The sequence below is a fragment of the Pseudomonas marginalis genome (genome assembly GCF_001645105.1).
Lineage (GTDB): Bacteria > Pseudomonadota > Gammaproteobacteria > Pseudomonadales > Pseudomonadaceae > Aquipseudomonas > Aquipseudomonas petroselini.
This window is the reverse complement of sequence record NZ_LKEG01000025.1, coordinates 7,986-32,340: the sequence shown is the minus strand read 5'-3', so window position 1 is coordinate 32,340 and position 24,355 is coordinate 7,986. Positions and strand designations below refer to the sequence as shown.

Genomic DNA, 24,355 nt, shown 5'->3' with positions numbered 1-24,355 from the left:
AGAAAGATAAAAAACGTCGTAGTGATGACCTGCTCGTCGATAGTGTTCCCACTGTCGGCACATGCACTGGAGTTTTCGGGTTACTTGCGCGCAGGTGCGGGTGGGTCCTCCAGTGGCGGCACTCAATCCTGCTTCCAGCTTCCGGGAGCACAGTCGAAGTATCGGCTGGGAAACGAATGCGAGCAGTACAGTGAACTTGAGTTGCGACAAGACCTGGCGAAGTTTGATGATGGGTCGGTGTTGAGCGTGGATGGCATGGCAGCCTTCTATGAAGGCTACGGGCATACCCCTGAATTCACGGGTGATGACGGCTGGGCAAGGATGGCCCAACTGTACGGCCAATGGAGTAATGTAGCCGCGCTCAACGGCGGCTCGCTCTGGGCAGGCAGACGGTTTTACAAACGAAACGACGTGCTGATTTCAGACTACTTTTACTGGAACCAGAGTGCCACAGGCGCTGGCGTGGAGAATGTTCAATTAGGCGACTACAAGTACAGCTATGCCTTCTCGCGTAAGGACAACGTATTCCAGCGCGACTACATAAACCGCCACGACTTCAATGTCGACGGCATTCAAGTGAACCCCGGCGGTGTACTTCAACTGGGGTTGAGTTACATCGAAAAGCCGAATCGCGAGCAAGTCCATAACGGCTGGGCAGTGACCGCCCAACACAAGCAAACGCCGTTTCTGGGAGGGCATAACACATTTGCCCTCCAGTACGGCGAGGGCTCGGGCACGGGGCTGGGCTACACCGGCGATCCGACGCTGGACGACAGCTCGCGCAGCTGGCGTGCCGTCGAGTATTTCGACTGGCAGGTAACGCCGCGTTTCGGGGGCCAGTTCAACGTGGTGTATCAGCAAGATGAACGCGATATCGGCGGCAGGCAAAGCTGGTTGTCGGTTGGGGTACGTCCGAGCTATGCACTGACGGAACATATCAAACTCGTCACCGAAGTGGGCCATGACCAAGTGAATGCGTCTGGCGGCATGCGCAAGTTGAATAAATTTACGGTTGCGCCCACCTGGTCCCCTGCCGGCCAAGACTTCTGGGCCCGACCGGAAATCCGCTTGTACTACACCTATGCGCAGTGGAACAAGGCAGCGCAAGAGGCGGCATCAGAGCTCGTGCCAGGAACGGCGCTATCTGATAGCGGTGCATTCGGCACCAGTCGCAACGGTTCAAATTTTGGCGTACAGATCGAGTATTGGTGGAAATAAACGAGCTGCTTTAATCAAGGCTCGCCGCACACCGCGGCGAGCGCTCATCAATTTAAAGGCGCGTCGCCCTTTCCCCCCCGGCTTTCTGCAGGGTCGCTTCATCAGCGGCCGAATATGAATACCCGTCAACATTGTATTACAATTACGCCGCAAAGCCTGTGTGCTGCTCCATATGATGGCTCTACAAGCCTACCTGCATACAATCTGCTATTAATATAAACAGATCTATTACGCATCAAGCTGTGTGTGACCTAAAGGCGGGAGTTTTATGAGTAGTGATGCAATGCCGGTAATGAGCCGCCCTGAAACACTCAGAGGGCATGTGGAGAGCTTCCTGCGTGAGGCCATCATGAATGGACGGTTCGCCCCCGGAGAACGGCTGGTGGAGCGCGAGCTTTGTGAGATGCTTAAAGTGAGCCGCCCGCCCCTTCGAGAGGCCCTGCGTAAGCTCGAAGCTGAAAAGCTGATCGTGATCGTGCCGCACAGGGGCCCGGTGGTCGCCAGCCTGGACATTGCTGAAGCTCGCGAACTTTACGCGCTACGTGGCCTTCTTGAAGGTTTTGCAGCCCATGAATTTGCCAGGCTTGCCTCCGATAAAGATATCGTCAAGTTGGGTAAGGCCGTCAACAACCTGCACAAGCAGTCCAGCAATCCGGATCGCCGCGCACTGATTGAAGCCAAATCAAAAATCTATGACGTGTTGCTCGGCTGCTGCGGCAACCGGCTGATCACTGAAGTACTCCAGGGACTGCTCAGTCGTATCAACCTGCTTCGAGCAACATCTTTCTCCAGGCCTGAACGATTGCGCGAAAGCCTGGCTGAAATCGATGAGTTGCTGGCCTGCATCAAAAACCGTGATGGCGAAGGTGCCCAACGCATGGCCACCCTGCACATCAAGAATGCCGAAAACGCGGCACTCGAGGTTCTGGAATCAAGCACGGAGCAGTAGGCAACTCACGCCAGGATCATCGACGCGGCACCCTGACGCGCGCGGATGTTCATTGCGCCGTCAACGCGAGACATGCACTGGTGATACGCTTGCAGGCGTGCTCCAACGTCGCGGTCGACGTGGCAAAAGAAATACGGAAATACCCTTCCAGGCCAAACGCACTACCCGGTACCACCGCCACCTGCGCAGCTTCGAGCAGGTACCGGCAGACATCCACATCATTCGTCAGTACCTCACCGGCTGGCGTTTTGCGCCCGAACAGCCCCGAGCATGAAGGGAAGAGATAAAAAGCGCCCTCCGGACGGCGGCATACCAGGCCGGGGGTAGTGTTAAAAGCGTCCAGGCAAAGATCCCTGCGCTGACGAAACACTTCATTACGCTCAGACAGAAAGTCGATAGGCCCGTCCAGCGCTGCCACGGCAGCGGCCTGGGATATCGCGCAGGGGTTGCTGGTGGTCTGCGATTGAATGGTGGCCATGGCGGCTATCAAAGGTTTAGGACCGCCCGCATAACCAATGCGCCAGCCCGTCATTGAATACGCCTTTGAAACGCCATTCACGGTCAGCACGCGATCATGTAATGCCGGCACCTGCGAAGCCAGGGTGGAAAATACCCATCCGTCGTAACTCAGGTGCTCGTACATGTCGTCCGTCAGCACGTAGACCTGCGGATGCTCCAACAATACGGCGCCCAATCGATCAAGCTCAGTCGCGCTATAACCCGCACCCGTCGGGTTGCTTGGCGAATTCAAAATCAGCCACTTGGTACGCGGCGTGATTGCCTGCTCGAGTTGCTCGGCAGTGATCTTGAAGTGCTGATGGGCCGCACAAGGGACCTCAACGGGCGTGCCCCCTGCCAAGCGCACCATGTCCGGATAGGACACCCAGTAAGGCGCAGGAATGATGACTTCATCCCCAGGGTTAAGGGTGGCCTGCAGCGCATTGATCAGTACTTGCTTGCCGCCGGTGCCGACGCTGATTTCGTCGGTCGTGTAGGTGATGCCGTTTTCACGCTGAAACTTGCGAACGATCGCCGCTTTGAGCTCCGGAGTTCCATCCACATCGGTATAGCGGGTCTGGCCTGCATCAATCGCCGCTTTGGCAGCTGCATTGATGTGATCAGGGGTGGGAAAGTCCGGCTCACCGGTCGACAAGCTGATGATATCTACCCCATTGCGGCGCAGTTCGGCGGCCTTGCGCGTGATTGCCAGCGTGGGCGAGGGTTTAACCGCTTTCAGCAGATTTCCGAGCAATTGCATGGGGCCACTCTTCAGCATTCGTTGATAGTGCGTGAATGCTAGCGGCCCCCGCAAAACAATTAAAACAATATATCTGTATGAATTTAAACAATTATATTTGTTAGAGATCAGCCGCTTTTTCGCTCCTGACACAGGTGCTATTGCGCCAAAGTGGCTCTAAGGAGTAGCGCCCGTCGCTTGACAGATTCTGTAGTGAGCGATATAGAATAAAACCAAGCATGCATTCGTCAACACCGTTTGCAGGTTCGCTTGGGCGGGCCTTTTGTGAAACATCGCCTGATCTGGAGGAGCTATGCACTCAGTTTTTATCGTCGGTGGTTCGGGTAAAGTGGCCCGAAGCCTTGCTCAACAGCTGGCAGAACGAGGCCATCAACCACATTCGTTATACCGTCATGCGGAACAAGCCGAGGGCCTCCAGGCGCTCGGCGCCATCCCCATTGCGGGTAACTTGCTTGAGCTTGACGCAGAGGCTCTGGCCAAGCTGATGGCGGGCAGTGATACCGTGGTATTCGCGGCTGGTGCCGGCGGCAAAGGCGGCGCACAGATGACGGATGCCATAGACGGTCATGGCCTGGAGCTGTCTGTCGCCGCGGCTCGGTTAGCGGGTATCCGGCGCTTTATTCTGGTTTCGGCGTTTCCAGAGGCATCGCGTGGCAAAACGGTGTCCGAGACCTTCGAAAACTATATGGCCGTGAAGAAACGCGCGGACGTGCACCTCGCTGCAAGCGATCTTGACTGGGTCATTCTCCGCCCCGGCACGTTGCTGGACTCGCCTGGCACTGGCAAAGTCCACGCCGGTCTTGCCATCCCCTACGGCGACGTGCCGCGCGAGGACGTCGCCGCCGCCTTGTTGCAGATCATCGAACAGCCCGGTGTGAGTCGCGTCATCATCGAACTGACCCAAGGCACTACGCCGGTCGATGAAGCTATTCAGCCGTTTGATCGGGATCGTCGACAGGCATGAACCCACCAACCCCCATCAAGCTGCTGCTGGTCGGCGCGAGCGGGCTGGTCGGGCGTCATGTCCTGGATTTAGCGCTGTCGGACCCACGCGTCGGAAGGGTCTATGCGCCGACGCGAAAAGCGCTGGCGGCACACCCGAAACTCATCGCGACCCTCACCGATTTTGAGCATCTGGATGAACAGGCAGAGCAATGGCAAGCGGATGCCGTGATCTGCACCCTGGGCACCACGCTGAAAACAGCGGGCTCCAAAGAAGCCTTCGAACGCGTCGACCATACCTACCCACTGGCAGTGGCCAGGTTAGCTGCTGATCACGGCACGTCAACCTACGTGCTCAATTCCGCTATCGGTGCCGATGCAGGGTCTTCATTTTTTTACAACCAAGTCAAAGGCCGCCTGGAACAGGATCTGGCGAAAGTTGGATTTGAATCGCTGACGTATGTACGGCCGGGTGTCATTGGAGGCAAGCGTGAAGAGGTGCGCCCTGCCGAGCGCGTCATGATCCTCTTGTTGAAACTCGCGGCGCCGTTGTTGCCAGGGCGCTGGCGACTCAACCCCCCGGCGCTGATCGCGCGGGCACTGCTGGAAGCCGCGATTAATCAGGCACCAGGCGTGCATGTTGTTACGTCGAGCAGCATGACAAGGCCAGGTTAGGCCAGTAAACGTCGGCTCATTTCAAGCGCCGCGTCAAAGGGCTCGCGAGTCCGGTTGACCTTGACCAGCAACGAGGCGCCCAACCACATCTGGTAGAGCGCTTCAGCCAGCATCGCGGCGTCAACGGACGCGGCGATGGAGCCATCGGCTTTGCCCTGCTCAACACAACGAATCATCCGCTCGATGATCAGGGCAGTACCCTTCTCAAGCACACCGCGCATGTTTTCGGACAGGTCACACACTTCCGCCCCCAATTTGACCACCAGGCATTTTTGATCGGTATGATCAAACGCCTGTGTCTCGGCCCAATAGCGTAGATAGATCAGCAGACGTTCGGCGCCGGAGCCCTCACTGGCCAACTGCACATCGACACGCGTGAGGTACTCGTCAAAGTACTCTTCGAGCAGCGCTTGGCCAAACTCATCCTTGGAACGGAAGTAGTGGTAGAACGACCCTTTCGGCACACCCGCAGCCGCGAGCAGCTCGGTAAGGCCGACGGCGGTGTAACCTTTCTGGGTCATCAGCGACCTGGCGACATCAATGATGTGCTGGCGCATGTCATGGGCGGGCTTCTTCATAATGCGGCGCATGCTATCAAAAAAAACGATCAAGCGGCAGGCGCCCTGTGGAGCGCCTGCCGTTGTTCACATGTGCAGCAAGCAGGAAGAAGGGAACTCAACCCACCTGTTTCAACAGCGCAAATCTCGCAGGGCTCATCACCTTCATCATCAAGGCGGCGGCACAGCCCACGACAAATGAAATCATCACAATCATTTCCATGATGGAGGCTGCAAGTCCGGCATTCTCACCGCCAACCAGCGCGGGCAGATTCTGGACCGCCACGATCAGGCAAGCGACCAATCCGAGGAACCCGCCGGTGGGTGCCACAACGGTGTTCCAGAACGGATGTGGCGTGTCGCTTCGGCGGAAAAACACCAGTACCGAAACGCACGTCAGGGACAGGATCACCATGTAACCCAGTGTTCCCGCTGTCGCACCCCACGCATAGATCTGGGTGACCGGGTCCATCCCGATCAGCGCGCAAATGGCGACCGCCAGCAGCGACAACGTTGTTTGCAATACCGAGGACACAAAGGGCGACCCGTGTTTCTGATGCACGCTCCCCAACTTTGAATGCAGCACGCCAAAGCGTCCCAGCACGTATTGATAGCGAACGACGATGTTATGCAGCGACAACACGCATGCAAACAGACTGGTCACCAGCAAAACCTGCATTACATCCACAAAGGCTTTGTTGGTGAATCGCTCCACCATGGTCAGATACATATCACCTGGGTGATCGGTCGCTTGCTGTACCACTTGCGATAACCCCACACCGTTCACCTGGCACCACATCGACACGGCGTAGAACACGCCAATCACAAATACCGCGATGTACGTGGCCTTTGGAATGGTCACATTCGGGTTTACCGCTTCTTCGCGATAGACCACCGTCGACTCAAACCCCGTGAAGCAATAGATGGCAAACATGATCCCAAGGCCCGGCGACCCCGACAGAATAGTGGTCGCCGAAAACGGCTCCAGCGCATCCGGGCCAATACTGCCGCTGCCGATAATGGCAGCGTCCACCACCAACACAATCAGAATTTCCAGCACCAATGCCACACCCAGGAATTTGCTGCTCAGTTCAATCTTCTGATAGCCCAGGATCCCTACCAACGCGGTAATAGCTAATGCCAGGAGCCACCAGGAAATAGTGATACCCAGCGTGGTCAACAACAGCTGCGACAAGGCGAAGCCAATGTAAGCCTCCAACGCCACCAGGATCATGAAGTACGAGATCACTGCCAGGGTCGCGGATCCCAACCCAATGGACCGCCCCATGCCTTTTTGGATATAGGAATAGAACGCCCCTGCGTTGGTGATGTACCTCGACATGTAGATGAAACCCACACTGAAGAGAAACATGATCACCGTTGCAATCATTGCGTCAAAAGGCGCTGCGGCGCCATTGCCCATGGAGATAATCAGCGGCGTATTGGCAACCATCACGGTTAATGGCGCGGCCGTTGCAATCACCATCAGCACAATCGAGGTAACACCTAAAGACCCGGACAAGCCCGGTTTGCTATCAGTAATGCCTGGCTCTGCAGTGTGCATATTCGCCCCTATGGATATTGTTTTCCCGCAAGAGATCACTGATCTACCTTCGACGTCCCTGCCCTGACGGTGTCAGTAAGTTCGCAGTTGTCTGATCCGCAACTAAAGTGACGCTCGTTTAAAGGGAGTCCCCCTGATACGCCGACTCGCCGAATCGACAACATGCGTCGTGATCATTGTTGCGCCCGCGTAAAATTCGCCGCTATCCAATATCGGCGCGTGGTGCACGCCAAACATGACTGTTTTTTAGTACGCACCAAAAGGAAAACCCCGTGCTTCGTTACCGTGCATTTAGCGATCAATTCTTTTATCTGAAGCGCTGATTGCGCGCGGCAAGCTGGAACGAACATTGCTGCTTCAACGGCAGACTTCGGAGACTGTCGTGATGCAGCACAATCCAGATACCGCACTCCCGCCCTGCGCACTTCCAAGAGTGGCATGTGAGCGGTCAAATGATCCGTTCCTTCAATCGAGAATTCTTCCTGACTGGATGCAGGACTATACCCAGCTCTCCTGTGGCAACTTTGAAGGCGGCGTCGCGCGTGCATCTCTTGGGCGAGTCCAAGTGTTCAGAGAATGGATCAATCAAGCCGTCGATCAACGCTCGGTCGCTGACACCGATGTCGTGATGATAGGTGTGACCTTGCATGAAGGGACGTGCTCTTGGCAGAACAGGGAAATGCAGGCCGACTCGTTATTCATCATGCGCCAAGGTGAAGAAGCCCGTTTCTGTGCGACAACCAAGTCCGACATCCTGGCGGCGACAATTGACGTGTCATTCCTGAACACCCTGTCCCAGGGCCTTTACGGGGTGAGCGCCGACCGCCTGGTCAACGGCGCCTGCCTGCTCAAGGGCGATACACAGGGGATCGCTCGATACAAATCCTTGCTGTTATCAGGCCTGGGTTCAGCCGTGGCGTGTCCGGACTCGATCGACAGTGAGGCCACGCGCCTGCAACTCTCCGAGGATGTCGCCGTCGCGGCACTGGAAGCGATGGGCAGTTTGTCCCATACCTCATCCTCTTCACCGCGCGATCATCGGGTTCATCGCGCAATGGTAGACAGGGCGCGCGCGTTTATTTTGAGCCAACCAACCTCCAACCACTCTGTGGAGGCTTTGTGCGAACACTTGCACATGAGCAGGCGTGGACTGCACAGCGCATTCATTCAGGTGGTGGGTGTCAATCCGTGCACGTATATCCGCCAAGTGCGCTTGCACGGCGCCCGCAAAGACATTTTAAGTGGCGTGCCTTCGGTGTCTGAAGCCGCCATGCGCTGGGGGTTTTGGCACTTTGGAATGTTCTCCCAGTACTACAAAAACCAGTTTGGAGAGTTACCTTCGGAAACGTACCGCAACCCGCCCTGTGTCGGGATGGGAACCTGGCCCCCACTGAGTTGAAAGTCCCTTCCAACGACAAAAATATGAATATATTTTCAAACGAAACATAACTATTATTTGCGCATGATCAAAGAACTGAAAACCCTTATCGCCGTAGCGAGAGAAGGCACGTTTGCAGCCGCCGGCAGCAAAATCGGCCTGACTCAAGCAGCGGTCAGCGCGCAGATGCAACGCCTTGAGGCCGAGCTTGGGGTCGAGTTGTTCGACCGTAAAGGGCGTTCGGCGCAACTCAATCAGATGGGGCATCAAGTACTGGCGCGAGGCCAGGAACTGGTACTTCAGTTTAAAAATCTGGGCACAAGCTCTGTGGGCCTGCCGGCCAGCATTCTGGTGACTATCGGTGCGATTGCATCCGTTCAACGCTCTTATCTGCCGGAAGCGCTGGCTGAATTTCACCAGCGCTCCCCGGCCTGCAGAACACGCGTCATACCGGGCCTTTCGATGGAATTGGTGAACCAGGTCGACTCGGGTGAAATCGACATGGCCGCAATCATCCGCCCGCCCTTTTCTCTTCAAAGCGATCTGCGCTGGACCACCTTGGCACGCGAACCGTATCGACTGATTGTCCCGGCCGATATGCCAGGAGACGACTGGGCTGAGCTGGTTTCGAGCCAGCCCTTTATCCGCTACGACCGTTCATCTTTTGGCGGGCGCCAGGTTGATCGGTTCTTGCGACAGACCCATTTTTCATTGCATGAAGTCTGCGAACTCGATGAGCTTGATGCGATCATCAAGCTGGTCGCTAACGGCGTCGGTGTGGCCCTGGTACCGGAAACGGCCACCCGCAAAGGGTGGCCTGCTGAAGTGCGCGCGATCGACCTGAAACAACGTACATTCCATCGCGATATCGGCCTGGTGCATCGCGCGCGCCGCAGCCTGAGCGAACCAGTGAAGTTACTGGCACAACTGATTACCGAGCAGGCGGTGAAAAAGCACTAGATAGGCCGCGAGGTTCAGTCTTCGACCTTGCGCGCGCGAAGCAGCGTCCACCGCCCGCGCTCATCCAGGAACTTGCGCCCCGAATGGTTGATGAACCCCAACAGCACGCCCAGGCAAAGCGTGACCATGATGTAAAACCACTTGTCCGGCCCTACAAAGAACGTACACGCCACCGCACCAAACATCATCGGAATATTTGAAAACAGCCCCCATGGGGTGAACAGCAAGTGCGTCGCACACAGCGCTATGGTGACCAGGCCAACCGACAGTGCAGACGCCACCAGCGGGTGCAAGCCCTGATGTGAGAACAGCGAATCCAGGTAAATAAAAATGATGCCCCATACCACTCCCGCCACCGCACTCAGGCAGGCGTCCGCGAGTTTGTCGGCTCTGGCGCCACCGCTCAGGTAGATAGGCAGCGCAACAAAGGTGCAAGGCAGCGCGCCCAATAAGCCGAGCGGGCTCATCAGGTACAACAGCACGTAAAGCCCTACGGTAATACCGATCCACATACTCAAATTCAACGAAAATCTTGTCGACATCCTATTCACTCCTGCAACGCGTTTATTGTTATTTGTCGTGCATCAGGCGCTTCTGGAAAACATCGATTTGTACATTTTTCCGCGTGCGAACGGCAGCCAGGCCTCATCGTTCATGAAGCCTGGCCGCCATGGCTCAACACTCAGTTACGCAGGCCTGCCTGCTTCAGCAACGGCATTACCCGCTCATTGAAAAACGGCAGTTCTTCGTTGTAATCGACCATGGTCAACAACGTACCGTCGACTCCGGTTTTCTTCAGGTCGATCAGGCCTTGGGCCACTTGCTCCGGAGAACCGATCAAGGGATAACCGCCCCAGCCCGCGATGAAGCGTTCTTTGAACTTCGCGTACATCTCTGCGGAGTGGTTCTGCGACTGGACTTGCAGCACATCGGCCAGGTTGTCGCACGCCACGCGGTCGCCCTTTTCTTTGACGTAGTAGTCGTAGTATTCGCGCGCCTCCTTTTCCGTTTCTCGCACAATGACCGGACACGATGTGAAGGTCCCCAGTTCCCGGCCGAACTTGGAGCGGGCCAGGTCCTTGACGTGCTTGACCCAGGCGGCGCCTTTCTCCATGTCCTGCATGAAGCCGAAGTTGAAATCGCAGTGCTTGGCCGTGAAGTCCAAGCCTTTACCCGACGACCCGGCGCAAATCATCACCGGGCGCCCAGCCTTGTTGTAAGGTTTGGGCTCCATGACGGCGTCTTTGGTTTTGTGGAAGTCACCGTTGTAGTCCACACCGTTACGTGCCCACAACGCCGCCACGATATCCATCCATTCATCCGCGTACTCGTAGCGCTGGTCGTGTTCCATCATCTCGCGGCCAAACATCTCCATTTCCGGGGTAAACCAGCCGGTCACCAAGTTCAAGCCAAAACGGCCTTTGGAAATATGGTCGATGGTGGTCGCCATTTTAGCCGCGACGATCGGATGAATAGTGGGCACGTGGGTGGTGGAGAAAAACTGCAGCTTGGTGGTAACTGCAGCCATCGCAGCGGCCCAGGTGAACGTCTCCATGTTGGTGCCGTTGAAGTTGGTCTCACCACCGAAACCACGCCAACGCGCGATAGGTACCATGCACTCCCAACCCGCCGCTTCCAGCTGCTGAGCGATCTTTACGTTGTGCTCGAAGGTCGGCTCAAACGTGGATTCAGCCGTGGTGATTGCGCAGGCGTTTGAGCAGTTGGTTCCGAACACACCCAATTTCAGCGCGTTGTCGTTGAACATAGGGTTGCCGGTTTCGTGAAAGCGTTCTTGCATGTCCATTTCACATTCCTCTTTTTATTGTTGTTGATGCTTACGGAGCGCTGGGTCAGACGCCCATATCGTCAAACACTTCCTGCGCCAGGCGGAAGCCATCAATCGAAGCCGGCACACCACAGTAAATCGCCACTTGGAGCAGTACTTCGCGAATTTCTTCTTTGCTCAAACCATTATTGATCGCGCCGCGCACATGCAACTTCAACTCATGGGGACGGTTCAATGCCGAAATCATGCCCAGGTTCAGGAAGGAGCGTGTGCGACGATCCAGACCGGGACGGTTCCAAATAGCGTCCCAGCAATACTCGGTCACCAACTCCTGAACCGGCCAGTTAAAATCCGTGGCCTTGGCAATGGAACCATCCACATAAGCTTCACCCAGCACTTCACGGCGGGTCTTGAGGCCATCATGGAAACGCTCGGAAAGTTGGTTGCCATCGGGCGAAGTAATTTTTGCTTGGCTGTTCATTTCATCTTCCTCGGGGTGAGTTAATAACTTGGCGACCTTATGACTGCCTACACAGCCATCGCGCTAAAGTGTTGCGGTTAAACATTCAGGTTTAGAGCTATGCCACCAAACTGGGCCTTACTTGTTTAGTGCTAACAGCATTCGCTGCTTTCCACACAATCAACTCTGCAATCGAAATAATGATGAGTTCGTGCTGTTGTGCGAAAACCTCAAGATCAGCACGACGCGCCATGCTGCCGTCATCCTTGAGGATCTCGCAGATCACACCTACCGGCGACAACCCTGCCAGCTCAGCAAGATCCACGGCCGCTTCGGTGTGACCAGCGCGCTCTTCAACGCCACCGTTGCGGGCGATCAGCGGAAAAATATGCCCTGGCCTTGAAAGTGCCTGTGCCGTCGTGTCAGCCGCCGCAAGTGCTCGAAGCGTCAACGCGCGCTCTGCCGCTGAAACTCCGGTGGTGACGCCTGCTATCAAATCGACAGAAACGGTGAACGCGGTTTTCATGGAGTCGGTATTTCGCTCCACCATCAGCGGTAATTCCAGGCGCCGTGCAATGCGTTCAGGCATCGGCGCACAGACGATCCCACGGCATCGGCTGACCATAAACGTCAACGCCTGCGTGGTGGCGAACTCGGCAGCCATCACGACATCACCTTCGTTTTCGCGGCTCTCGTCATCCACCACGATCACCATCCCGCCGGTGGCGATGACTTCCAGTGCTTTCTCAATCGTTGCAAAGCCCATAACAACCTCTACGGTCTCAAGTCTCAGGAGATATCACTTGATCGCGGCGGATCTGGCGAAGCGCCCGTCTTCGTACAAAAGGGGCGAAATATCCGGACGAGTGTCGACCCACAGCACTCGGCCGAAAATCACATCGTGAGAGCCGATCGTCGCAACTTCACACACCTCGCACACCAGCGCCGCCTGCGCGTCGGCCAGCACCGGCACGCCGTGCTCCTCTACCCACTGGCCATGCTCAAAGCGCTCCTGCCCTTTGAGCTGGCCGCTGAAAATCGGCACCAGATCGACGTGGGAGAGGTGCAGCATGTTCACCGCGAAGCGACCGCTCACCTCCAGCGCCGTACTGATGGAGGCCGAGCGATTGACGCAGACGAGGATGGTGGCGGGGTCGGCAGTCACCGATTGCACCGCCGTCGCAGCCATACCGAACGGCTGGCCCAGGTGGCGCGTAGTGATCAGCGAGATGGTCGATGTCAATCGACGCATCGCCAGTTTGAAGTCGTTAACGAGTTCTTTTTCTTGTTGTTGTTCTTTCATGTCTGCCTCTTCCAAGGAGTCCCATGGGGTGTTGGAATGAAAACCTACAGATCGTCAGACAATCTGTCAAAATATTTTGCATGATTGACAGATTGTCTGACGACTTTTATAAGTGATCAAGCATTTCATTCAACGAGGGACACACCCATGCCACGCACGCTGTATGGCCATATGAAATCCAGCAACGTCATGAAAGTCGTCTGGCTGATGGACGAGCTGGGGCTCGCCTACGAGAGGATCGACTTGGGCAATGTTTTCGGCGGGCTTGAAGAGGACGATTACCGCGGGATGAACCCCACCAGTCTAGTTCCAACCCTGGTCGACGGTGACTTCACGATTTGGGAAAGCAACGCAGTGATGCGTTACCTGTGCAACGCTTATGCACCGACCAGCCCCCTCTATCCGGCGGCCCCCAAGCTCCGTGCGGTGGTCGACCAGTGGCTGGATTGCCAACAGACACAGCTCACCCGACCACAGACCGTGGTGTTCTTCCAGTTGATTCGCACCGCCCCGGAAAAACGCGATACACCCGCGTTGGAAACCGCGATTCGCGAAGCCGGCAAGGTCTGGGGCTGGATCGAACAGCGCCTGGCCACACATGAGTACATCTGCGGGCAAACGATGACCATCGCCGACATTGCCTGGGCCGTGCACGCACACCGGTGGCTGAAAATGGACTTCGACCGGGCGGAGTTGCCCAACCTCAAGGCCTGGTACGCAAGGATGCTCAAGCATCAATCCTTCCGCCAGAAATGGGCCGGCCCGGTGGTTTGATCAGAGAGATGAGTGCTATGGAATTACACAATAAGGTCTGCATCGTCACGGGCGCCGCCAGCGGCATTGGTAAAGCGGTGGCCACACTTTTTGCAAAAAACGGGGCGTCGGTGATCGTGGCCGATATGAACATCGAGGCCGCACGTGCTACGGCGGATGAGATCGACGCTTTCGCGATCGCATGCAACGTCGCCGTGAACGCCGACGTACAGTCAATGGTAGAAACGGTCATTGAGCATTTTGGCCGCATCGACGTGCTGGTAAACAACGCCGGCTTCGGCATGACCGGCAACGTTGTCACCATCGAAGAAGAGGATTGGGACCGCCTGATGTCGGTCAATCTCAAAGGCATGTTTCTGTGTGCCAAGCATGTGGTGCCCGTCATGGCCAGGCAGAAGTCCGGGTCCATCATCAACACCACGTCCTATACAGCCACCAGCGCGATTGCCAACCGTACCGCCTATGTGGCCTCCAAAGGCGGCGTATCGGCGCTCACACGTGCAATGGCACTGGACCATGCTGCAGATGGCATCCGCGTGAACGCCGTCGCGCCGGGAACCATCGACAGTCCCTACTTCGACCGGATTTTCGCCCAGTCAGATAACCCGCAGGCACTGCGTGCAGCGTTCGACGCACGCGCCGTGTTGAATCGAATGGGGCGGCCGGAGGAGATCGCCGAGGCCTTCCTGTTTCTCGCCTCCGACCGCTCACGCTTTGCGACCGGCAGCATCCTGACGGTGGATGGTGGCTCTTCGATCGGCAACCACCTGGTTGACTGACCTTTACCTGTGACCTTTGCCCGGTGAATGCCGGGCTTTTTTTGCACACGGATAAACGAAAGCCGCCGGCCACACGAACCGTGCGACCGGCGGCTCGTTCACGCGTAGTCAGGCCGTCGCCAGCCCTGCACGCTGTGCAACATGGGCCAGGCCCTGCATCAGATAATGCCGAAAGTGATCCGGATGCTCAGTCATCGGGAAATGCCCTAGCCCGTCCATCACCAGGTGAAACGAACCCGGTATCAACTCGGCCAGTTTGGCGCCGTCCGCGGGCGTAGCCGAGTAATCATAAGTGCCCGAAAGCAGCGCCACCGGTGTGCGCCCTGCATCAATTCGCGGCGCGGTCACAGCACCGTCGAACTCGTCGCTGTAGAAGGCCAGGTCACCCGGGTATATACCTGGCCCTCCCTGGGAGTAAATCCAACTGGCGCGACGCCGATCCTCAACAGGGCTGGTCGGGCTCATCAAACCTCGTACATAGGCGCCGTTGTGCAGCCCACCATGAACTTGCACATGATTCTGGTAAGGGTTGCGACGGCCACGCGACTGGAAGGGGGGCTCCAACGCCACCACGCCGATCAATTGCTCAGGGTGTTCGGCAGCCAGCACCAGGGACATCGCCGCGCCCATGGAACCGCCTACAACGATGGCCGGCGCGCCGATCACCTGCTCAATAAACGCCGTGCACCATTGTTGATAACGTTCGCTGGTCAGCAGGTACGGTGCTCCATCCCACGTTCGCGGTGGCATCGATTTACCATGGAACGGAAGATCGATCGCATACATACGAAATTGCTGCGCCATCTGGACGTCCGCCATCTGCGCGAAATATTGCCGCCCATCAGCACCTGCCGTGTGCAGGAACAGCAAGGGAATGCCCTCGCCAGCCACTTCGTAATACATCTCGTAGGCCTGCCCCGCCGCGTGCACCTCGGCATACTGGCCTTGAATCTGGGAAAGGGACCGCTCGACAGCGTGTGCCGGTGTAGAAGGAGTCAGGGTTACCAACTCAAACAAACGCTCGAGAAACGGTCGCGCCTGGGCAATCAGTTGTGCATCGCCGCTCACCTCAAATGCCGGGTTGGCAATCTGCAGTGCTGTAAAGCTGTGATAAGTGGCAACCGGCGGAGTAGTCAACACGCGCGCCCATTCAGGTTCGTCGGCCTCGATGCGGATCGTTGGCTCACCCGTAAAGCCTTTGAATAGTCGCCCGTCGACAACACTCAGCCCAATGGACTGCCCGCCTACCCTGAACTCGACAGCCACCGATAAACCAGGCGCCAGGCGACGCAGTTCGGGGTCCGGGTAAGCGTCAACCAGCCGCTCATTCAAACTGATGAAAGTCATTATTTTTCTCCTGCGCCACTGTTGCAGTGCCGCGTCATCACGTCAGTGTCCTACCGCCCAAAGCGGGCTGCATGGAGTGCAAACCGGTGCGCATTTATCAACTGCCAGGCGACAAGATAAAGGCGAGACCACGCCGTGATGAATATCCAGATTTGCAGACAATCTGTCAATCGGACAAAGCTATGCTTCCTCCTCGACACGCTCCAGATAGCTGATAGCCACATTGGCCGACAGCTGGATATGCTTGCGACAGGCCTCTCCCGCCCTGGCGCCGTCTCTGGCTTTGATCGCCGCAACGATCTCTTTGATCTCCTCAACCGAATGCTGGAGCCGCCCAGGTTGAGTCATCGACATTGCCCGCAGCAGCGTGATGCGGTTATGCAGCGTCGTCAGCATCTGAACAATAAAGACGTTGTTACTGCCCTCCATCAAACACACATAGAACTGGGTTTTCGCTTCGATCAGGGCATCACGTGCGACGCGCGTGCTATCCAAGTCGCGGTCCGGGTATTGCCAGTATTGCTGGGCACGAAACTCGAACATCGCGGCAGCTTCCTCCAGCCGTCGAATCTGCGCGTCGGTACCGAGCAAGGCGAATTCCTGGCCGGAAAAGCTCTCCAGCAGACCGCGCACGGCGTAGAGCTGACGCGTTTCATCCAGGGAGATCTTGTTCACCGACGGCCCTTTGTGAGGGTTGCAGGTAATCAAGCCTTCCGCCTCGAGCTGGCGCAGTGCCTCGCGAATGGAGGTACGCCCTACCCCTGTCATCTCACACAGTTCTCGTTCAACCAAACGCTGACCGGGGCGCAGCACGCCGGTGGAGATAGCTTCCCGAATCTTGTCTTCCACCAACAAACGCAGGGTCGCGCCACGCTTGGGAACCTGGAGGCTTGATTCACTCATCGACACTCTCTCCTCATAGGGATCTTCTTTTCTCAAGGCAATTCACAGGTCATCAATCGAGTACGGCAACGGTGAATGCCGAGACCCGAGCCTCCGGCAAGCGCAGTGCGCGCCTGAGAGATTGTCTGATTGTATGTGAACCAAGCGCTAAACAGCTACCCAAGCAGAATTTGCGGACACGATTGTGCGCTGCGCCGTTAGCAGGAATAGGAAGATATATAAGAAAGAGTCAGTAAGGCGTCCGACCTATAGCGTTCGAACGCCTAGCCAAATGATCGAGTTTAAGGAGTCGCTTTAAACTGATTAAGGTGCTTCATGCGTTTGGAAAATCTTGCTAACAACCGTCCACTTGCCCTCTACTTTCAGCAGATGGAAGAAGTCCGTGAAAGAGAGGCCGGACATACCATTGGCGTCAATGCGAGCACTCGCGGCATTACCGACGATTTCAATACGAGTAATAGCAGCCTGCGCATCCGGAGATGGGCGAAAACCCTTGTCAATCCCCTCGAACAGGATTGGAATCGCGCCGCCTTCAAGTTTGCCATTGGCGCCGACGCTGTACATCGTCGCGTGTTCATTGAAGGCAGGTTTCATCATACTGCTGTTGGCCTGCTTGCAACCCTCAATATACGCGTTAAGCACCTTAGTGATAGCTTGATAGTCTTCTACATACGTAGCGCTGCTTACTGTTTTACTACTGATAACTGTCGGATTGTTCGGTGAGTTTTCTGCTTGAGCCATCGCGCCAAAGCTCGAAATCAAGGCAAAAAAAAACAACGGCTTAATAGATATAATTTTCATTTAGTTGCTCTTCATAAGGAGTGTAATTATTGGAATATGCTCAACCGCACAAACGCAACAGATGCTCCGAAAGTCTGCGATGCGCAGGCAGCCTCGGAATGAGATGACGATGTGTATTCAACAACGAAGCCCGCAGTTTCAGCGTGACTTGCCGTTGCTTTTTCTGAAGTTACTCGCTGAGGTTGGACTTAAGTTCCTGAGATACCTGCGCAATCGCGCTGCGCGGCGTCGGCAGATGGCTGGAGCCATTCGATAGACCGAAATCGTGAATCATGCCGTTGTAGCGAACCGTCTTCACAGGCACACCCGCAGCGTCGAGCTTGCGGCCGTAAGCTTCAGCTTCATCGCGCAGGACATCGAATTCGGCTGTCTGGATCAGCGTCGGCGGCAAGCCCTTCAACTGCTCGGTCGTGGCCTGCAGTGGAGAAGCGTAAATCTGTTGGCGTGTCTCGGCGTCGGGTGCGTAATTGTCCCAGAACCACGCCATCATGTCCTTCGTCAGGAAATAGCCGTTGGCAAACTCCTTGTACGACGGCGTGTCAAAATTGGAATCTGTCACTGGGCACAGCAACACTTGCGAGCGCAGTGCAGGTCCACCCTTCTCGTTCGCCATCAGGGCAACTACGGCGGCAATGTTCCCGCCAGCACTATTGCCGGCTACGGCGAGGCGAGTGCCGTCTACCTTGATGTCTTTGCCATTTTCGGCGACCCATTTTGTCGCGGCATAGGCTTGCTCGGTGGCGACGCCATATGCCGCCTCTGGCGAGAGGCTGTAGTTGACGAAGACCGCCACCGCACCCGAGCCTACCACCAGGTCACGCACCAGTCGTTCGTGGGTCGGGAAGTCGCCCAACACCCAGCCGCCGCCATGGAAATACATGAACGCGGGCAGCGTCTTCTGTTGGCTACCGACCGGGCGCACGATGGTCAACTTCAGATCGCTGCCGTTGACGCGGATCGTCTTCTCACTGACATCAGCTGCCGGCAAGGCCACTTGAGGGGCAGCCTGGGCGCCCGCCAGCGCGGCACGGGCATCGACCGGCTTCATGGAATCGAACGTCGGCACACCTTCAAGCGATTGCAAGAGTTTCGCCGTGTTGTGCTCAACTCCCGGGTATGTGGTGGCGGAGGCACTACCCGGCGCAAGAGTAACGACCGTAAAAGCGAGAGCGGAGGTAAGGGTTTTCATGACGGTTCCATTTGTATGGCTGAGTGCCGGGAAGCAATCAGCTACAGCAGACTCAAGGACGACAGAGGTTCAAGCCGCGACGTGGGTGTGAAAGATCTTGCTGACGACCGTCCACTTGCCATCGACTTTCAGCAGATGGAAAAAGTCGGTGAAAGAAATGCCTGACATGTCGTTGGCGTCGATGCGCGCGCTAGCCGCCGTACCGACAATCTCAATGCGGACGATAGCTGCCGGTGCATCTGGAGAGGGGCGAAAACCCTCATCAATCCCCTTGAACAGGATTGGAATTGCGCCACCGGCCAGCTTACCGTCGCCATCGACGCTAAACATGGTCGCTTGCTCATTGAAAGCAGGCTTCATGAGGCTGCTTTTTGCTTGCTTGCAGCCCTCGATGTACTGGTTCAGCACCTCGGTGATGGCGTGGTATTCGTGTACGTAAGTAGGTTTGCTCATGGTTAACTCCTGCTTCATAGGATTGAGGATTAGCGCGCCGCAGCGGCGCGCGTTCGACGTGGACATGTTCAGGCTTTGGTATCAAGCCATACAGAGCCGTAACGCGTGTAGGCAGCAGGAATCTCAATGATTTCTTTCAAATCATCTGCTGCAGTGCGCACCCAGAACGGATCACGCAGCATTTGCCGGCCGACAAACACCAAGTCAGCTCGGCCGTTTTGCAGGATGTCTTCGGCCTGACGCCCACTCTGGATGACACCCACCGCACCCGTGGCAATATGCAATTCTTTGCGCAGCAACTCAGCGGCCGGGACTTGGTAACCAGGATAGGTCTGCACCTTGATCATCTTGATCCCGCCGGAGCTGCAGTCGATCAGATCGACGCCCTGCTCTTTCATCCAGCGACCGTATTCAAGGAACGACTCGGGGGTATTCCCGCCTTCGGCGTAATCAGAGCTGGAGATACGAACAAACAGAGGGCGATCGCCCCAATGGGTTTTGACTTCCTCCAGCACTTCGCGCAGGAAGCGATAGCGACGCTTGGCATCACCGCCATATTCGTCGTCGCGGGTATTGGCGAGTGGTGAGAGGAACTCACTCAGCAAATAACCATGTGCGGCATGGATCTCAAGCACATCAAAGCCCGCTTCACTGGCGCGTCGTGCGGCATCGCCATAGAGCTTCACCAAACCCGGAATTTCGTCAGCCGCGAGTGCGCGAGGCACGGGGCTGGTTTCCGTGAACGGGATAGCCGATGGCGCGATGTGAATGAGATTGGGCAGGTCAGCGTTGCGCCCCGCATGGCCGATCTGAGCACCGGCTTTGGCACCAAAGCTGTGAAGCAGTTCGGTCAGCGCTTTCAAGCCGACGACGTGCGCGTCGCTCCAGATACCGAGGTCACCGGCCCCGATACGGCCATCGGCGTGAACTGCCAGCGTCTCGGGGAAAATCAGCCCCGCCTGGCCCAAGGCGCGAGCACCGTAATGCACTCGGTGCCACTCAGTGACAAAGCCGTCATCGGCAGCCATGTGCATGCACATGGGCGACATGACCACGCGGTTTTTCAGTTCAAGGCCTTTGATTTCATGAGGGGACAGCAGCAAACTCATCTAACCAATTCCATAGTGATCGATATGGAATAATGATAATGTGCACATCCGATTCGCGTAAGTACGCACATTTTTGTGCTGTAGGTACATTTTTTATACCTAGGAGATCCCTTTGAAGAAATGCACCCCACAGAGTGAAGTTGAAGCGTTTGCCTGTCCTGTCGCCTTTACGGTGGATGTCATCGGCGGCAAATGGAAATCGCTCATACTGTTCCATCTGATGTCAGGAACGAAGCGGTTCAACGAATTGCGCCGGCTGATGCCAGATGTGACCCAGAGAATGCTCACACTACAACTCAGAGAGCTGGAGACAGATAAGGTTATCCATCGCGAAATCTATCGAGAGGTCCCGCCCAAGGTCGAGTATTCCCTAACAGCATTAGGCAACACGCTTGCCCCACTGATCAGCGCGATGCGGGAGTGGGGAGCGGTGCATGAGCGTGCCATCCTGGCATTCAGGCGCGCTGAGATTGGTGCAAATTCATTTGAATCGCTCGCCCAACTTTAGATTCTTGTCAGGCAGGCGAACGCCTCAGCGCAGGATAAAGAACTAGCACTGGGGCGTGGGCTCTGGTGGATCTCGATCCACCTGGATGCCCCCCCTTACCGAGTGCCTCTGGCCAAATGCTCGTAAGCCAGACGAGCGGATTGACCCGCTACTTGGCGATGGACGTGACGCCCCTCCCCCTGGGATCAGATACGGGTTCAGGCACCCCATGCTCAACGCGGATTGCCTGAATATCACCGTTGAAGCCCTGGTTAGCCAGGTAGTAGCCAGCGACGTCAAGGTCCGCCGCCAGTTGCCCGGAAATCGGCGCGTAGGGCTCCCAGAAGATCGTGTTGGCAGGCAGTAGTTGGTGGTGAAAACGCATCGCACCCACCGCGTCTTTCAGCCCCAGGTGGAAGTCATACACGTTACTGACAACTTGGAAGATAGACGTAAAAATCCGCGAACCACCCGGTGTACCAATGACCAGGGCGACCTTGCCGTCCTTCAGGAAAATCGTCGGAGTCATCGAAGACAATGGCCGCTTTCCGGGTTCGATAGCATTGGTATCAGTGCCCACGACGCCCATCTGATTGGGCACCCCCGCCAGTGCCGAAAAGTCATCCATCTCGTCATTGAGCAAAATGCCGGTTTTTTCCGCGACTACACCGGAGCCGAAAAAGCCATTGAGCGTGTAGGTGTTGGAAACGGCATTGCCCCATTTATCGACGATTGAGAAGTGCGTGGTCTGGGGTTTTTCCGGCGATTCAATATTCAGGCCGGCGACGACCTTATCGGTGTCCGAAGGGACCGACAAATTGACCTGCGACGCCCGACCCGCCAGGTAGTGCTCGTCGATCAACTCATGCACCGGCACCGTGTAAAAATCGGGATCGCCCAGGTAATGCGCCCGATCGGCAAACACCCGCTTCTCGATCTCCGCCACCAGGTGCATATAGCGCGCGGAATTGAGCGGCACGCCCTGGAAGTCCTCGCGGCGCATCTCTTTCATCTTCAACAGTTGCACGAGCGCGACCCCGCCGGAGCTGGGCGGTGGAGCGGTGACAATCTGAAAGCCATTCCAGTTGGCTTGTATGGGATCTCGCCACACGGCTTTGTAGTCGGCCAGGTCCTGCGTGCTGATCAGCCCGCCATTGGCACTCATATCGGTCACGATCAGCGCAGCGGTTTTACCAGCGTAAAAACCTTTCGGTCCCTGCGCGGCGATGCGCTTGAGAACCGCCTCAAGTTCAGGCTGCTTGAAGGTAGTGCCTGCCTGCAGCTTGCCAAAATGTTCAGCGAAGTTGGTTTTACCGGCAAAGCGTTTTTCATTTTCGCTCGTAGCGATACTGGCCAGTGCTTCATCGACGACGAAACCATGGTGCGCATAGTGAATGGCCGGCTCGATCAGTTGCGTCCATTTGAGCTTGCCAAAGCGTTTGTGCGCTTCCCACAAACCGGCGACCGTACCCGGTACGCCCACCGACCGGTGGCCGATCACACTGCCTTGCGGTTGGTCGGCAGCAATCACTTTTTTACCCGAGCTGTCGACGAACATGTCTCGCGTCGCTTTCAGCGGCGCACGCTCGCGGTAATCGAGAAAGTAGGGTTTGCCCTTGAAGTAGACGGTCATGAAACCGCCGCCGCCGATATTCCCGGCTTCGGGGTAGGTCACGGCCAGGGAAAAGGCAACGGCGACAGCCGCATCCACGGCATTCCCGCCTTTGGCAAAGATTGCGTTGGCCGTGTCCGCAGCAAATTGGTCAGGTACGGCCACCGCAGAATGCGTCAATGCCGTGCGTGGGCTGGCGACCGCCAGTTGATAAGTTCCCATAAATAGCAACACCATCCATAGTGCAACGCAGCGACGCGTCCGATAGAACACTGATTTCTTGCACATAGACCACCTGTTTTTTTTATAAATAATGGCAGCACAGTGGCAACTAACAGGGCGCGATTCGTTATCTGAACCGAGCACCCCAGCGCCTGAAAAGAATGAATACGCAACATCTTCTTATTGGTTTATCAGTCAAAAAAAGAGCCCTCGACGCGGTTAACGTGGAAGGCTCTTGTGTGTCACTGATTAAGCGTTCTGTTCGCCCCCTACAGCGCTTTTTCTCTCCAAGGGTGCTTTCTCCCACTTGGCGATAACCAGGGGTGCAATTGCATTACCCAGCACGTTCAAGGTGGTAGTGCCGCTGTCGATGATCCGGAAGATCCCGGCAATCAACGCGACCCCTTCCAGCGGCAGCCCGGCAGACGCCAAAGTAGCCGACAGAATGATGATGGCAAACCCAGGTACACCCGCAGCGCCCTTTGACGTCAGCACCATCGTGACCACCAGCAGAATTTGCTGAGTCAACGAAAGATCGATGCCATAGAGTTGGGCAATGAAGATCGTCGCCACACCCAGGAAGATCGAAGCACCGTCCAGGTTAAACGCATAACCCACCGGCACCACGAAGCTGACGATTCGCCGAGGCACGCCGTAGGCTTCCAGCTTGGTCATCAACTGCGGCATGACAGCCGCAGAAGCTGCACTGGAGAAGGCCAGAATCAGCTCATCGCGGAAGTACTTGATCAACTTGAAGACGTTTTCGCCGATCAGGTAGCAGATACCGCCGAGCATCACCAGGGCAAAGGTAATCAGCGCCAGGTACACCACACCGATCAACTTGAGCAACGGCAGCAACGAGGCAAATCCGAAGGTCGCTACAGTGGCGCCGATCATGCCGAATACACCGATCGGTGCGTAGGCCATGACGAACGATACCACCTTGAACATTGCGTCGGAGAAGCCCTGCACAACCGCTACAACCGGCGCACTTTTGGCTTTTGGCAACGTGTTCAACGCCATGCCCAGCAGCACCGCAAAGAACAGTACCGACAGCAACTTCCCTTCCGACATCGCGACAATCACGTTATCGGGCACGATGTTCTGCAGGATGATCAGCGCGCCTTTCGACGGCTCCATATGCACGGCTGCTGCGTTGTGCGCGATGCCCGCGATTTCGGTGCCTTTACCCGGCTCGAACATGTTGGCGAAACACAAGCCGAGCACGATGGCGAGGCTGGTGATTGCAAAGAAGTAGATCAACGACTTTGCGCCCATGCGACCGAACGATTTGTTATCACCGCCCCCAGCAATGCCGAGGATCATGCAGCAGAAAACAATCGGCACGACGACCATCTTCATCATTTTGATGAAGATATCCCCGAGCGGTTTAAGGATTTCGGTACTGACCCAAACTTGATTTTCCGGGTGGGTATTGAAATACCAACCCACGAGCACGCCAAGCAACAGCCCGGCAACGATTTGCCAAACTAAGGGGATACGTTTCATGTCTAGCCTTTTTGTTGGAATGAAAGGACTGCGTGACGGCAGTAGCTAGATTCATGAGCTTCCAGCTCATTTATATTTTCCTGACGCACTCTTTGGCGTGCGCCAGGTTTTTATTATTTA

Annotated in this window: 25 protein-coding genes; 9 read left to right on the top strand and 16 right to left on the bottom strand. The window is 56.3% G+C overall.

Features of this window, described 5'->3' with window-relative positions:
- The first annotated feature begins 24 nt into the window (after window positions 1-24).
- Both AO064_RS04310 and AO064_RS04305 read left to right on the top strand, forming a co-directional pair.
- Window positions 25-1,218: a maltoporin gene (locus AO064_RS04310; protein WP_371916660.1), complete on the top strand. Its 1,194-nt coding sequence runs from the start codon at window positions 25-27 to the stop codon at window positions 1,216-1,218.
- Window positions 1,219-1,486: 268 nt separating this feature from the next.
- Entirely contained in the window at window positions 1,487-2,167 is a 681-nt protein-coding gene (locus AO064_RS04305) for a GntR family transcriptional regulator (RefSeq protein WP_064052516.1), read from the top strand.
- Between the two features lie 49 nt (window positions 2,168-2,216).
- On the opposite strand, the gene AO064_RS04300 is transcribed toward AO064_RS04305, so the two are convergent.
- A complete protein-coding gene (locus tag AO064_RS04300; protein ID WP_064052515.1) occupies window positions 2,217-3,425 on the bottom strand; it encodes a pyridoxal phosphate-dependent aminotransferase in 1,209 nt (402 codons plus the stop codon).
- 292 nt (window positions 3,426-3,717) lie between these two features.
- Here AO064_RS04300 and AO064_RS04295 point away from each other — a divergent pair, with 292 nt between their 5' ends.
- Together AO064_RS04295 and AO064_RS04290 are read left to right on the top strand one after the other, a co-directional pair.
- Window positions 3,718-4,389: an SDR family oxidoreductase gene (locus AO064_RS04295; protein WP_064052514.1), complete on the top strand. Its 672-nt coding sequence runs from the start codon at window positions 3,718-3,720 to the stop codon at window positions 4,387-4,389.
- Window positions 4,386-5,042, top strand: a complete 657-nt coding sequence (locus AO064_RS04290) for an NAD-dependent epimerase/dehydratase family protein (protein ID WP_082893877.1) — start codon at window positions 4,386-4,388, stop codon at window positions 5,040-5,042. Before AO064_RS04295 ends, AO064_RS04290 begins: the two co-directional genes overlap by 4 nt.
- On the opposite strand, the gene AO064_RS04285 is transcribed toward AO064_RS04290, so the two are convergent.
- Complete coding sequence (locus AO064_RS04285) at window positions 5,039-5,620, bottom strand: TetR/AcrR family transcriptional regulator (RefSeq protein ID WP_064052513.1); 582 nt, start codon at window positions 5,618-5,620, stop codon at window positions 5,039-5,041. The two genes, AO064_RS04290 and AO064_RS04285, sit on opposite strands and share 4 nt — an antisense overlap.
- 97 nt (window positions 5,621-5,717) lie before the next feature.
- Entirely contained in the window at window positions 5,718-7,163 is a 1,446-nt protein-coding gene (locus AO064_RS04280) for an APC family permease (protein ID WP_064052512.1), read from the bottom strand.
- Window positions 7,164-7,548: 385 nt separating this feature from the next.
- On the opposite strand from AO064_RS04280, the gene AO064_RS04275 reads away from it, so the two are divergent.
- Together AO064_RS04275 and AO064_RS04270 are read left to right on the top strand one after the other, a co-directional pair.
- Complete coding sequence (locus AO064_RS04275; RefSeq protein WP_064052612.1) at window positions 7,549-8,562, top strand: helix-turn-helix domain-containing protein; 1,014 nt, start codon at window positions 7,549-7,551, stop codon at window positions 8,560-8,562.
- Window positions 8,563-8,625: 63 nt separating this feature from the next.
- A complete protein-coding gene (locus tag AO064_RS04270) occupies window positions 8,626-9,501 on the top strand; it encodes a LysR family transcriptional regulator (protein WP_064052511.1) in 876 nt (291 codons plus the stop codon).
- Between the two features lie 14 nt (window positions 9,502-9,515).
- On the opposite strand, the gene AO064_RS04265 is transcribed toward AO064_RS04270, so the two are convergent.
- The 5 genes from AO064_RS04265 to AO064_RS04245 form a co-directional block, all read right to left on the bottom strand.
- A complete protein-coding gene (locus AO064_RS04265) occupies window positions 9,516-10,043 on the bottom strand; it encodes a DUF1097 domain-containing protein (RefSeq protein WP_082893876.1) in 528 nt (175 codons plus the stop codon).
- A gap of 140 nt (window positions 10,044-10,183) precedes the next feature.
- Window positions 10,184-11,305, bottom strand: a complete 1,122-nt coding sequence (locus AO064_RS04260) for an LLM class flavin-dependent oxidoreductase (RefSeq protein ID WP_064052509.1) — start codon at window positions 11,303-11,305, stop codon at window positions 10,184-10,186.
- A gap of 46 nt (window positions 11,306-11,351) precedes the next feature.
- Window positions 11,352-11,768, bottom strand: coding sequence for a carboxymuconolactone decarboxylase family protein (locus AO064_RS04255; RefSeq protein WP_034105481.1), 417 nt, complete (start codon window positions 11,766-11,768; stop codon window positions 11,352-11,354).
- Between the two features lie 97 nt (window positions 11,769-11,865).
- Window positions 11,866-12,513 (bottom strand): 3,4-dihydroxy-2-butanone-4-phosphate synthase, encoded by a 648-nt coding sequence (gene ribB, locus AO064_RS04250; RefSeq protein ID WP_064052508.1) that lies wholly within the window; start codon window positions 12,511-12,513, stop codon window positions 11,866-11,868.
- 33 nt (window positions 12,514-12,546) lie between these two features.
- Complete coding sequence (locus AO064_RS04245) at window positions 12,547-13,050, bottom strand: flavin reductase family protein (protein WP_034105483.1); 504 nt, start codon at window positions 13,048-13,050, stop codon at window positions 12,547-12,549.
- Between the two features lie 147 nt (window positions 13,051-13,197).
- On the opposite strand from AO064_RS04245, the gene AO064_RS04240 reads away from it, so the two are divergent.
- Both AO064_RS04240 and AO064_RS04235 read left to right on the top strand, forming a co-directional pair.
- Complete coding sequence (locus AO064_RS04240) at window positions 13,198-13,824, top strand: glutathione S-transferase family protein (RefSeq protein WP_064052507.1); 627 nt, start codon at window positions 13,198-13,200, stop codon at window positions 13,822-13,824.
- Between the two features lie 17 nt (window positions 13,825-13,841).
- The gene (locus AO064_RS04235) at window positions 13,842-14,603 is read left to right on the top strand and encodes an SDR family oxidoreductase (protein WP_064052506.1); all 762 of its coding nucleotides are present in this window, start codon (window positions 13,842-13,844) and stop codon (window positions 14,601-14,603) included.
- Window positions 14,604-14,711: 108 nt separating this feature from the next.
- Here AO064_RS04235 and AO064_RS04230 read toward each other — a convergent pair whose 3' ends face one another.
- The 6 genes from AO064_RS04230 to namA form a co-directional block, all read right to left on the bottom strand.
- Window positions 14,712-15,950: an alpha/beta fold hydrolase gene (locus tag AO064_RS04230; RefSeq protein WP_064052505.1), complete on the bottom strand. Its 1,239-nt coding sequence runs from the start codon at window positions 15,948-15,950 to the stop codon at window positions 14,712-14,714.
- Between the two features lie 180 nt (window positions 15,951-16,130).
- On the bottom strand, window positions 16,131-16,853 hold the full coding sequence (locus AO064_RS04225) for a GntR family transcriptional regulator (RefSeq protein WP_064052504.1): 723 nt from the start codon (window positions 16,851-16,853) through the stop codon (window positions 16,131-16,133).
- Window positions 16,854-17,156: 303 nt separating this feature from the next.
- Complete coding sequence (locus AO064_RS04220) at window positions 17,157-17,594, bottom strand: nuclear transport factor 2 family protein (RefSeq protein WP_064052611.1); 438 nt, start codon at window positions 17,592-17,594, stop codon at window positions 17,157-17,159.
- A gap of 229 nt (window positions 17,595-17,823) precedes the next feature.
- Complete coding sequence (locus tag AO064_RS04215) at window positions 17,824-18,843, bottom strand: alpha/beta hydrolase (protein ID WP_064052503.1); 1,020 nt, start codon at window positions 18,841-18,843, stop codon at window positions 17,824-17,826.
- Between the two features lie 69 nt (window positions 18,844-18,912).
- Entirely contained in the window at window positions 18,913-19,296 is a 384-nt protein-coding gene (locus AO064_RS04210; protein ID WP_012724348.1) for a nuclear transport factor 2 family protein, read from the bottom strand.
- Between the two features lie 68 nt (window positions 19,297-19,364).
- Window positions 19,365-20,405 (bottom strand): NADPH dehydrogenase NamA, encoded by a 1,041-nt coding sequence (namA, locus tag AO064_RS04205; RefSeq protein WP_064052502.1) that lies wholly within the window; start codon window positions 20,403-20,405, stop codon window positions 19,365-19,367.
- Window positions 20,406-20,517: 112 nt separating this feature from the next.
- Here namA and AO064_RS04200 point away from each other — a divergent pair, with 112 nt between their 5' ends.
- Window positions 20,518-20,913 (top strand): winged helix-turn-helix transcriptional regulator, encoded by a 396-nt coding sequence (locus tag AO064_RS04200; protein WP_064052501.1) that lies wholly within the window; start codon window positions 20,518-20,520, stop codon window positions 20,911-20,913.
- Between the two features lie 148 nt (window positions 20,914-21,061).
- On the opposite strand, the gene ggt is transcribed toward AO064_RS04200, so the two are convergent.
- Together ggt and AO064_RS04190 are read right to left on the bottom strand one after the other, a co-directional pair.
- A complete protein-coding gene (gene ggt / locus AO064_RS04195) occupies window positions 21,062-22,726 on the bottom strand; it encodes a gamma-glutamyltransferase (RefSeq protein WP_244159479.1) in 1,665 nt (554 codons plus the stop codon).
- A 249-nt stretch (window positions 22,727-22,975) separates the two neighbouring features.
- Window positions 22,976-24,235, bottom strand: coding sequence for a cation:dicarboxylate symporter family transporter (locus AO064_RS04190; RefSeq protein WP_064052499.1), 1,260 nt, complete (start codon window positions 24,233-24,235; stop codon window positions 22,976-22,978).
- Between the last annotated feature and the right edge of the window lie 120 nt (window positions 24,236-24,355).

Bases quoted from the DNA above. Each gene is read 5' to 3' on its own strand.
- AO064_RS04265 (WP_082893876.1), bottom strand. From the start codon at position 10,043: ATGTCGACAAGATTTTCGTTGAATTTGAGTATGTGGATCGGTATTACC.
- AO064_RS04230 (WP_064052505.1), bottom strand. From the start codon at position 15,950: ATGACTTTCATCAGTTTGAATGAGCGGCTGGTTGACGCTTACCCGGAC.
- AO064_RS04280 (WP_064052512.1), bottom strand. From the start codon at position 7,163: ATGCACACTGCAGAGCCAGGCATTACTGATAGCAAACCGGGCTTGTCC.
- AO064_RS04235 (WP_064052506.1), top strand. From the start codon at position 13,842: ATGGAATTACACAATAAGGTCTGCATCGTCACGGGCGCCGCCAGCGGC.
- namA (WP_064052502.1), bottom strand. From the start codon at position 20,405: ATGAGTTTGCTGCTGTCCCCTCATGAAATCAAAGGCCTTGAACTGAAA.
- AO064_RS04295 (WP_064052514.1), top strand. From the start codon at position 3,718: ATGCACTCAGTTTTTATCGTCGGTGGTTCGGGTAAAGTGGCCCGAAGC.
- AO064_RS04285 (WP_064052513.1), bottom strand. From the start codon at position 5,620: ATGAAGAAGCCCGCCCATGACATGCGCCAGCACATCATTGATGTCGCC.
- AO064_RS04245 (WP_034105483.1), bottom strand. From the start codon at position 13,050: ATGAAAGAACAACAACAAGAAAAAGAACTCGTTAACGACTTCAAACTG.
- AO064_RS04310 (WP_371916660.1), top strand. From the start codon at position 25: ATGACCTGCTCGTCGATAGTGTTCCCACTGTCGGCACATGCACTGGAG.
- AO064_RS04210 (WP_012724348.1), bottom strand. From the start codon at position 19,296: ATGAGCAAACCTACTTACGTACACGAATACCACGCCATCACCGAGGTG.
- AO064_RS04215 (WP_064052503.1), bottom strand. From the start codon at position 18,843: ATGAAAACCCTTACCTCCGCTCTCGCTTTTACGGTCGTTACTCTTGCG.
- AO064_RS04240 (WP_064052507.1), top strand. From the start codon at position 13,198: ATGCCACGCACGCTGTATGGCCATATGAAATCCAGCAACGTCATGAAA.
- AO064_RS04300 (WP_064052515.1), bottom strand. From the start codon at position 3,425: ATGCAATTGCTCGGAAATCTGCTGAAAGCGGTTAAACCCTCGCCCACG.
- AO064_RS04260 (WP_064052509.1), bottom strand. From the start codon at position 11,305: ATGGACATGCAAGAACGCTTTCACGAAACCGGCAACCCTATGTTCAAC.
- AO064_RS04190 (WP_064052499.1), bottom strand. From the start codon at position 24,235: ATGAAACGTATCCCCTTAGTTTGGCAAATCGTTGCCGGGCTGTTGCTT.
- AO064_RS04270 (WP_064052511.1), top strand. From the start codon at position 8,626: ATGATCAAAGAACTGAAAACCCTTATCGCCGTAGCGAGAGAAGGCACG.
- ribB (WP_064052508.1), bottom strand. From the start codon at position 12,513: ATGGGCTTTGCAACGATTGAGAAAGCACTGGAAGTCATCGCCACCGGC.
- AO064_RS04220 (WP_064052611.1), bottom strand. From the start codon at position 17,594: ATGGCTCAAGCAGAAAACTCACCGAACAATCCGACAGTTATCAGTAGT.
- AO064_RS04225 (WP_064052504.1), bottom strand. From the start codon at position 16,853: ATGAGTGAATCAAGCCTCCAGGTTCCCAAGCGTGGCGCGACCCTGCGT.
- ggt (WP_244159479.1), bottom strand. From the start codon at position 22,726: ATGGGAACTTATCAACTGGCGGTCGCCAGCCCACGCACGGCATTGACG.
- AO064_RS04290 (WP_082893877.1), top strand. From the start codon at position 4,386: ATGAACCCACCAACCCCCATCAAGCTGCTGCTGGTCGGCGCGAGCGGG.
- AO064_RS04255 (WP_034105481.1), bottom strand. From the start codon at position 11,768: ATGAACAGCCAAGCAAAAATTACTTCGCCCGATGGCAACCAACTTTCC.
- AO064_RS04305 (WP_064052516.1), top strand. From the start codon at position 1,487: ATGAGTAGTGATGCAATGCCGGTAATGAGCCGCCCTGAAACACTCAGA.
- AO064_RS04275 (WP_064052612.1), top strand. From the start codon at position 7,549: ATGCAGCACAATCCAGATACCGCACTCCCGCCCTGCGCACTTCCAAGA.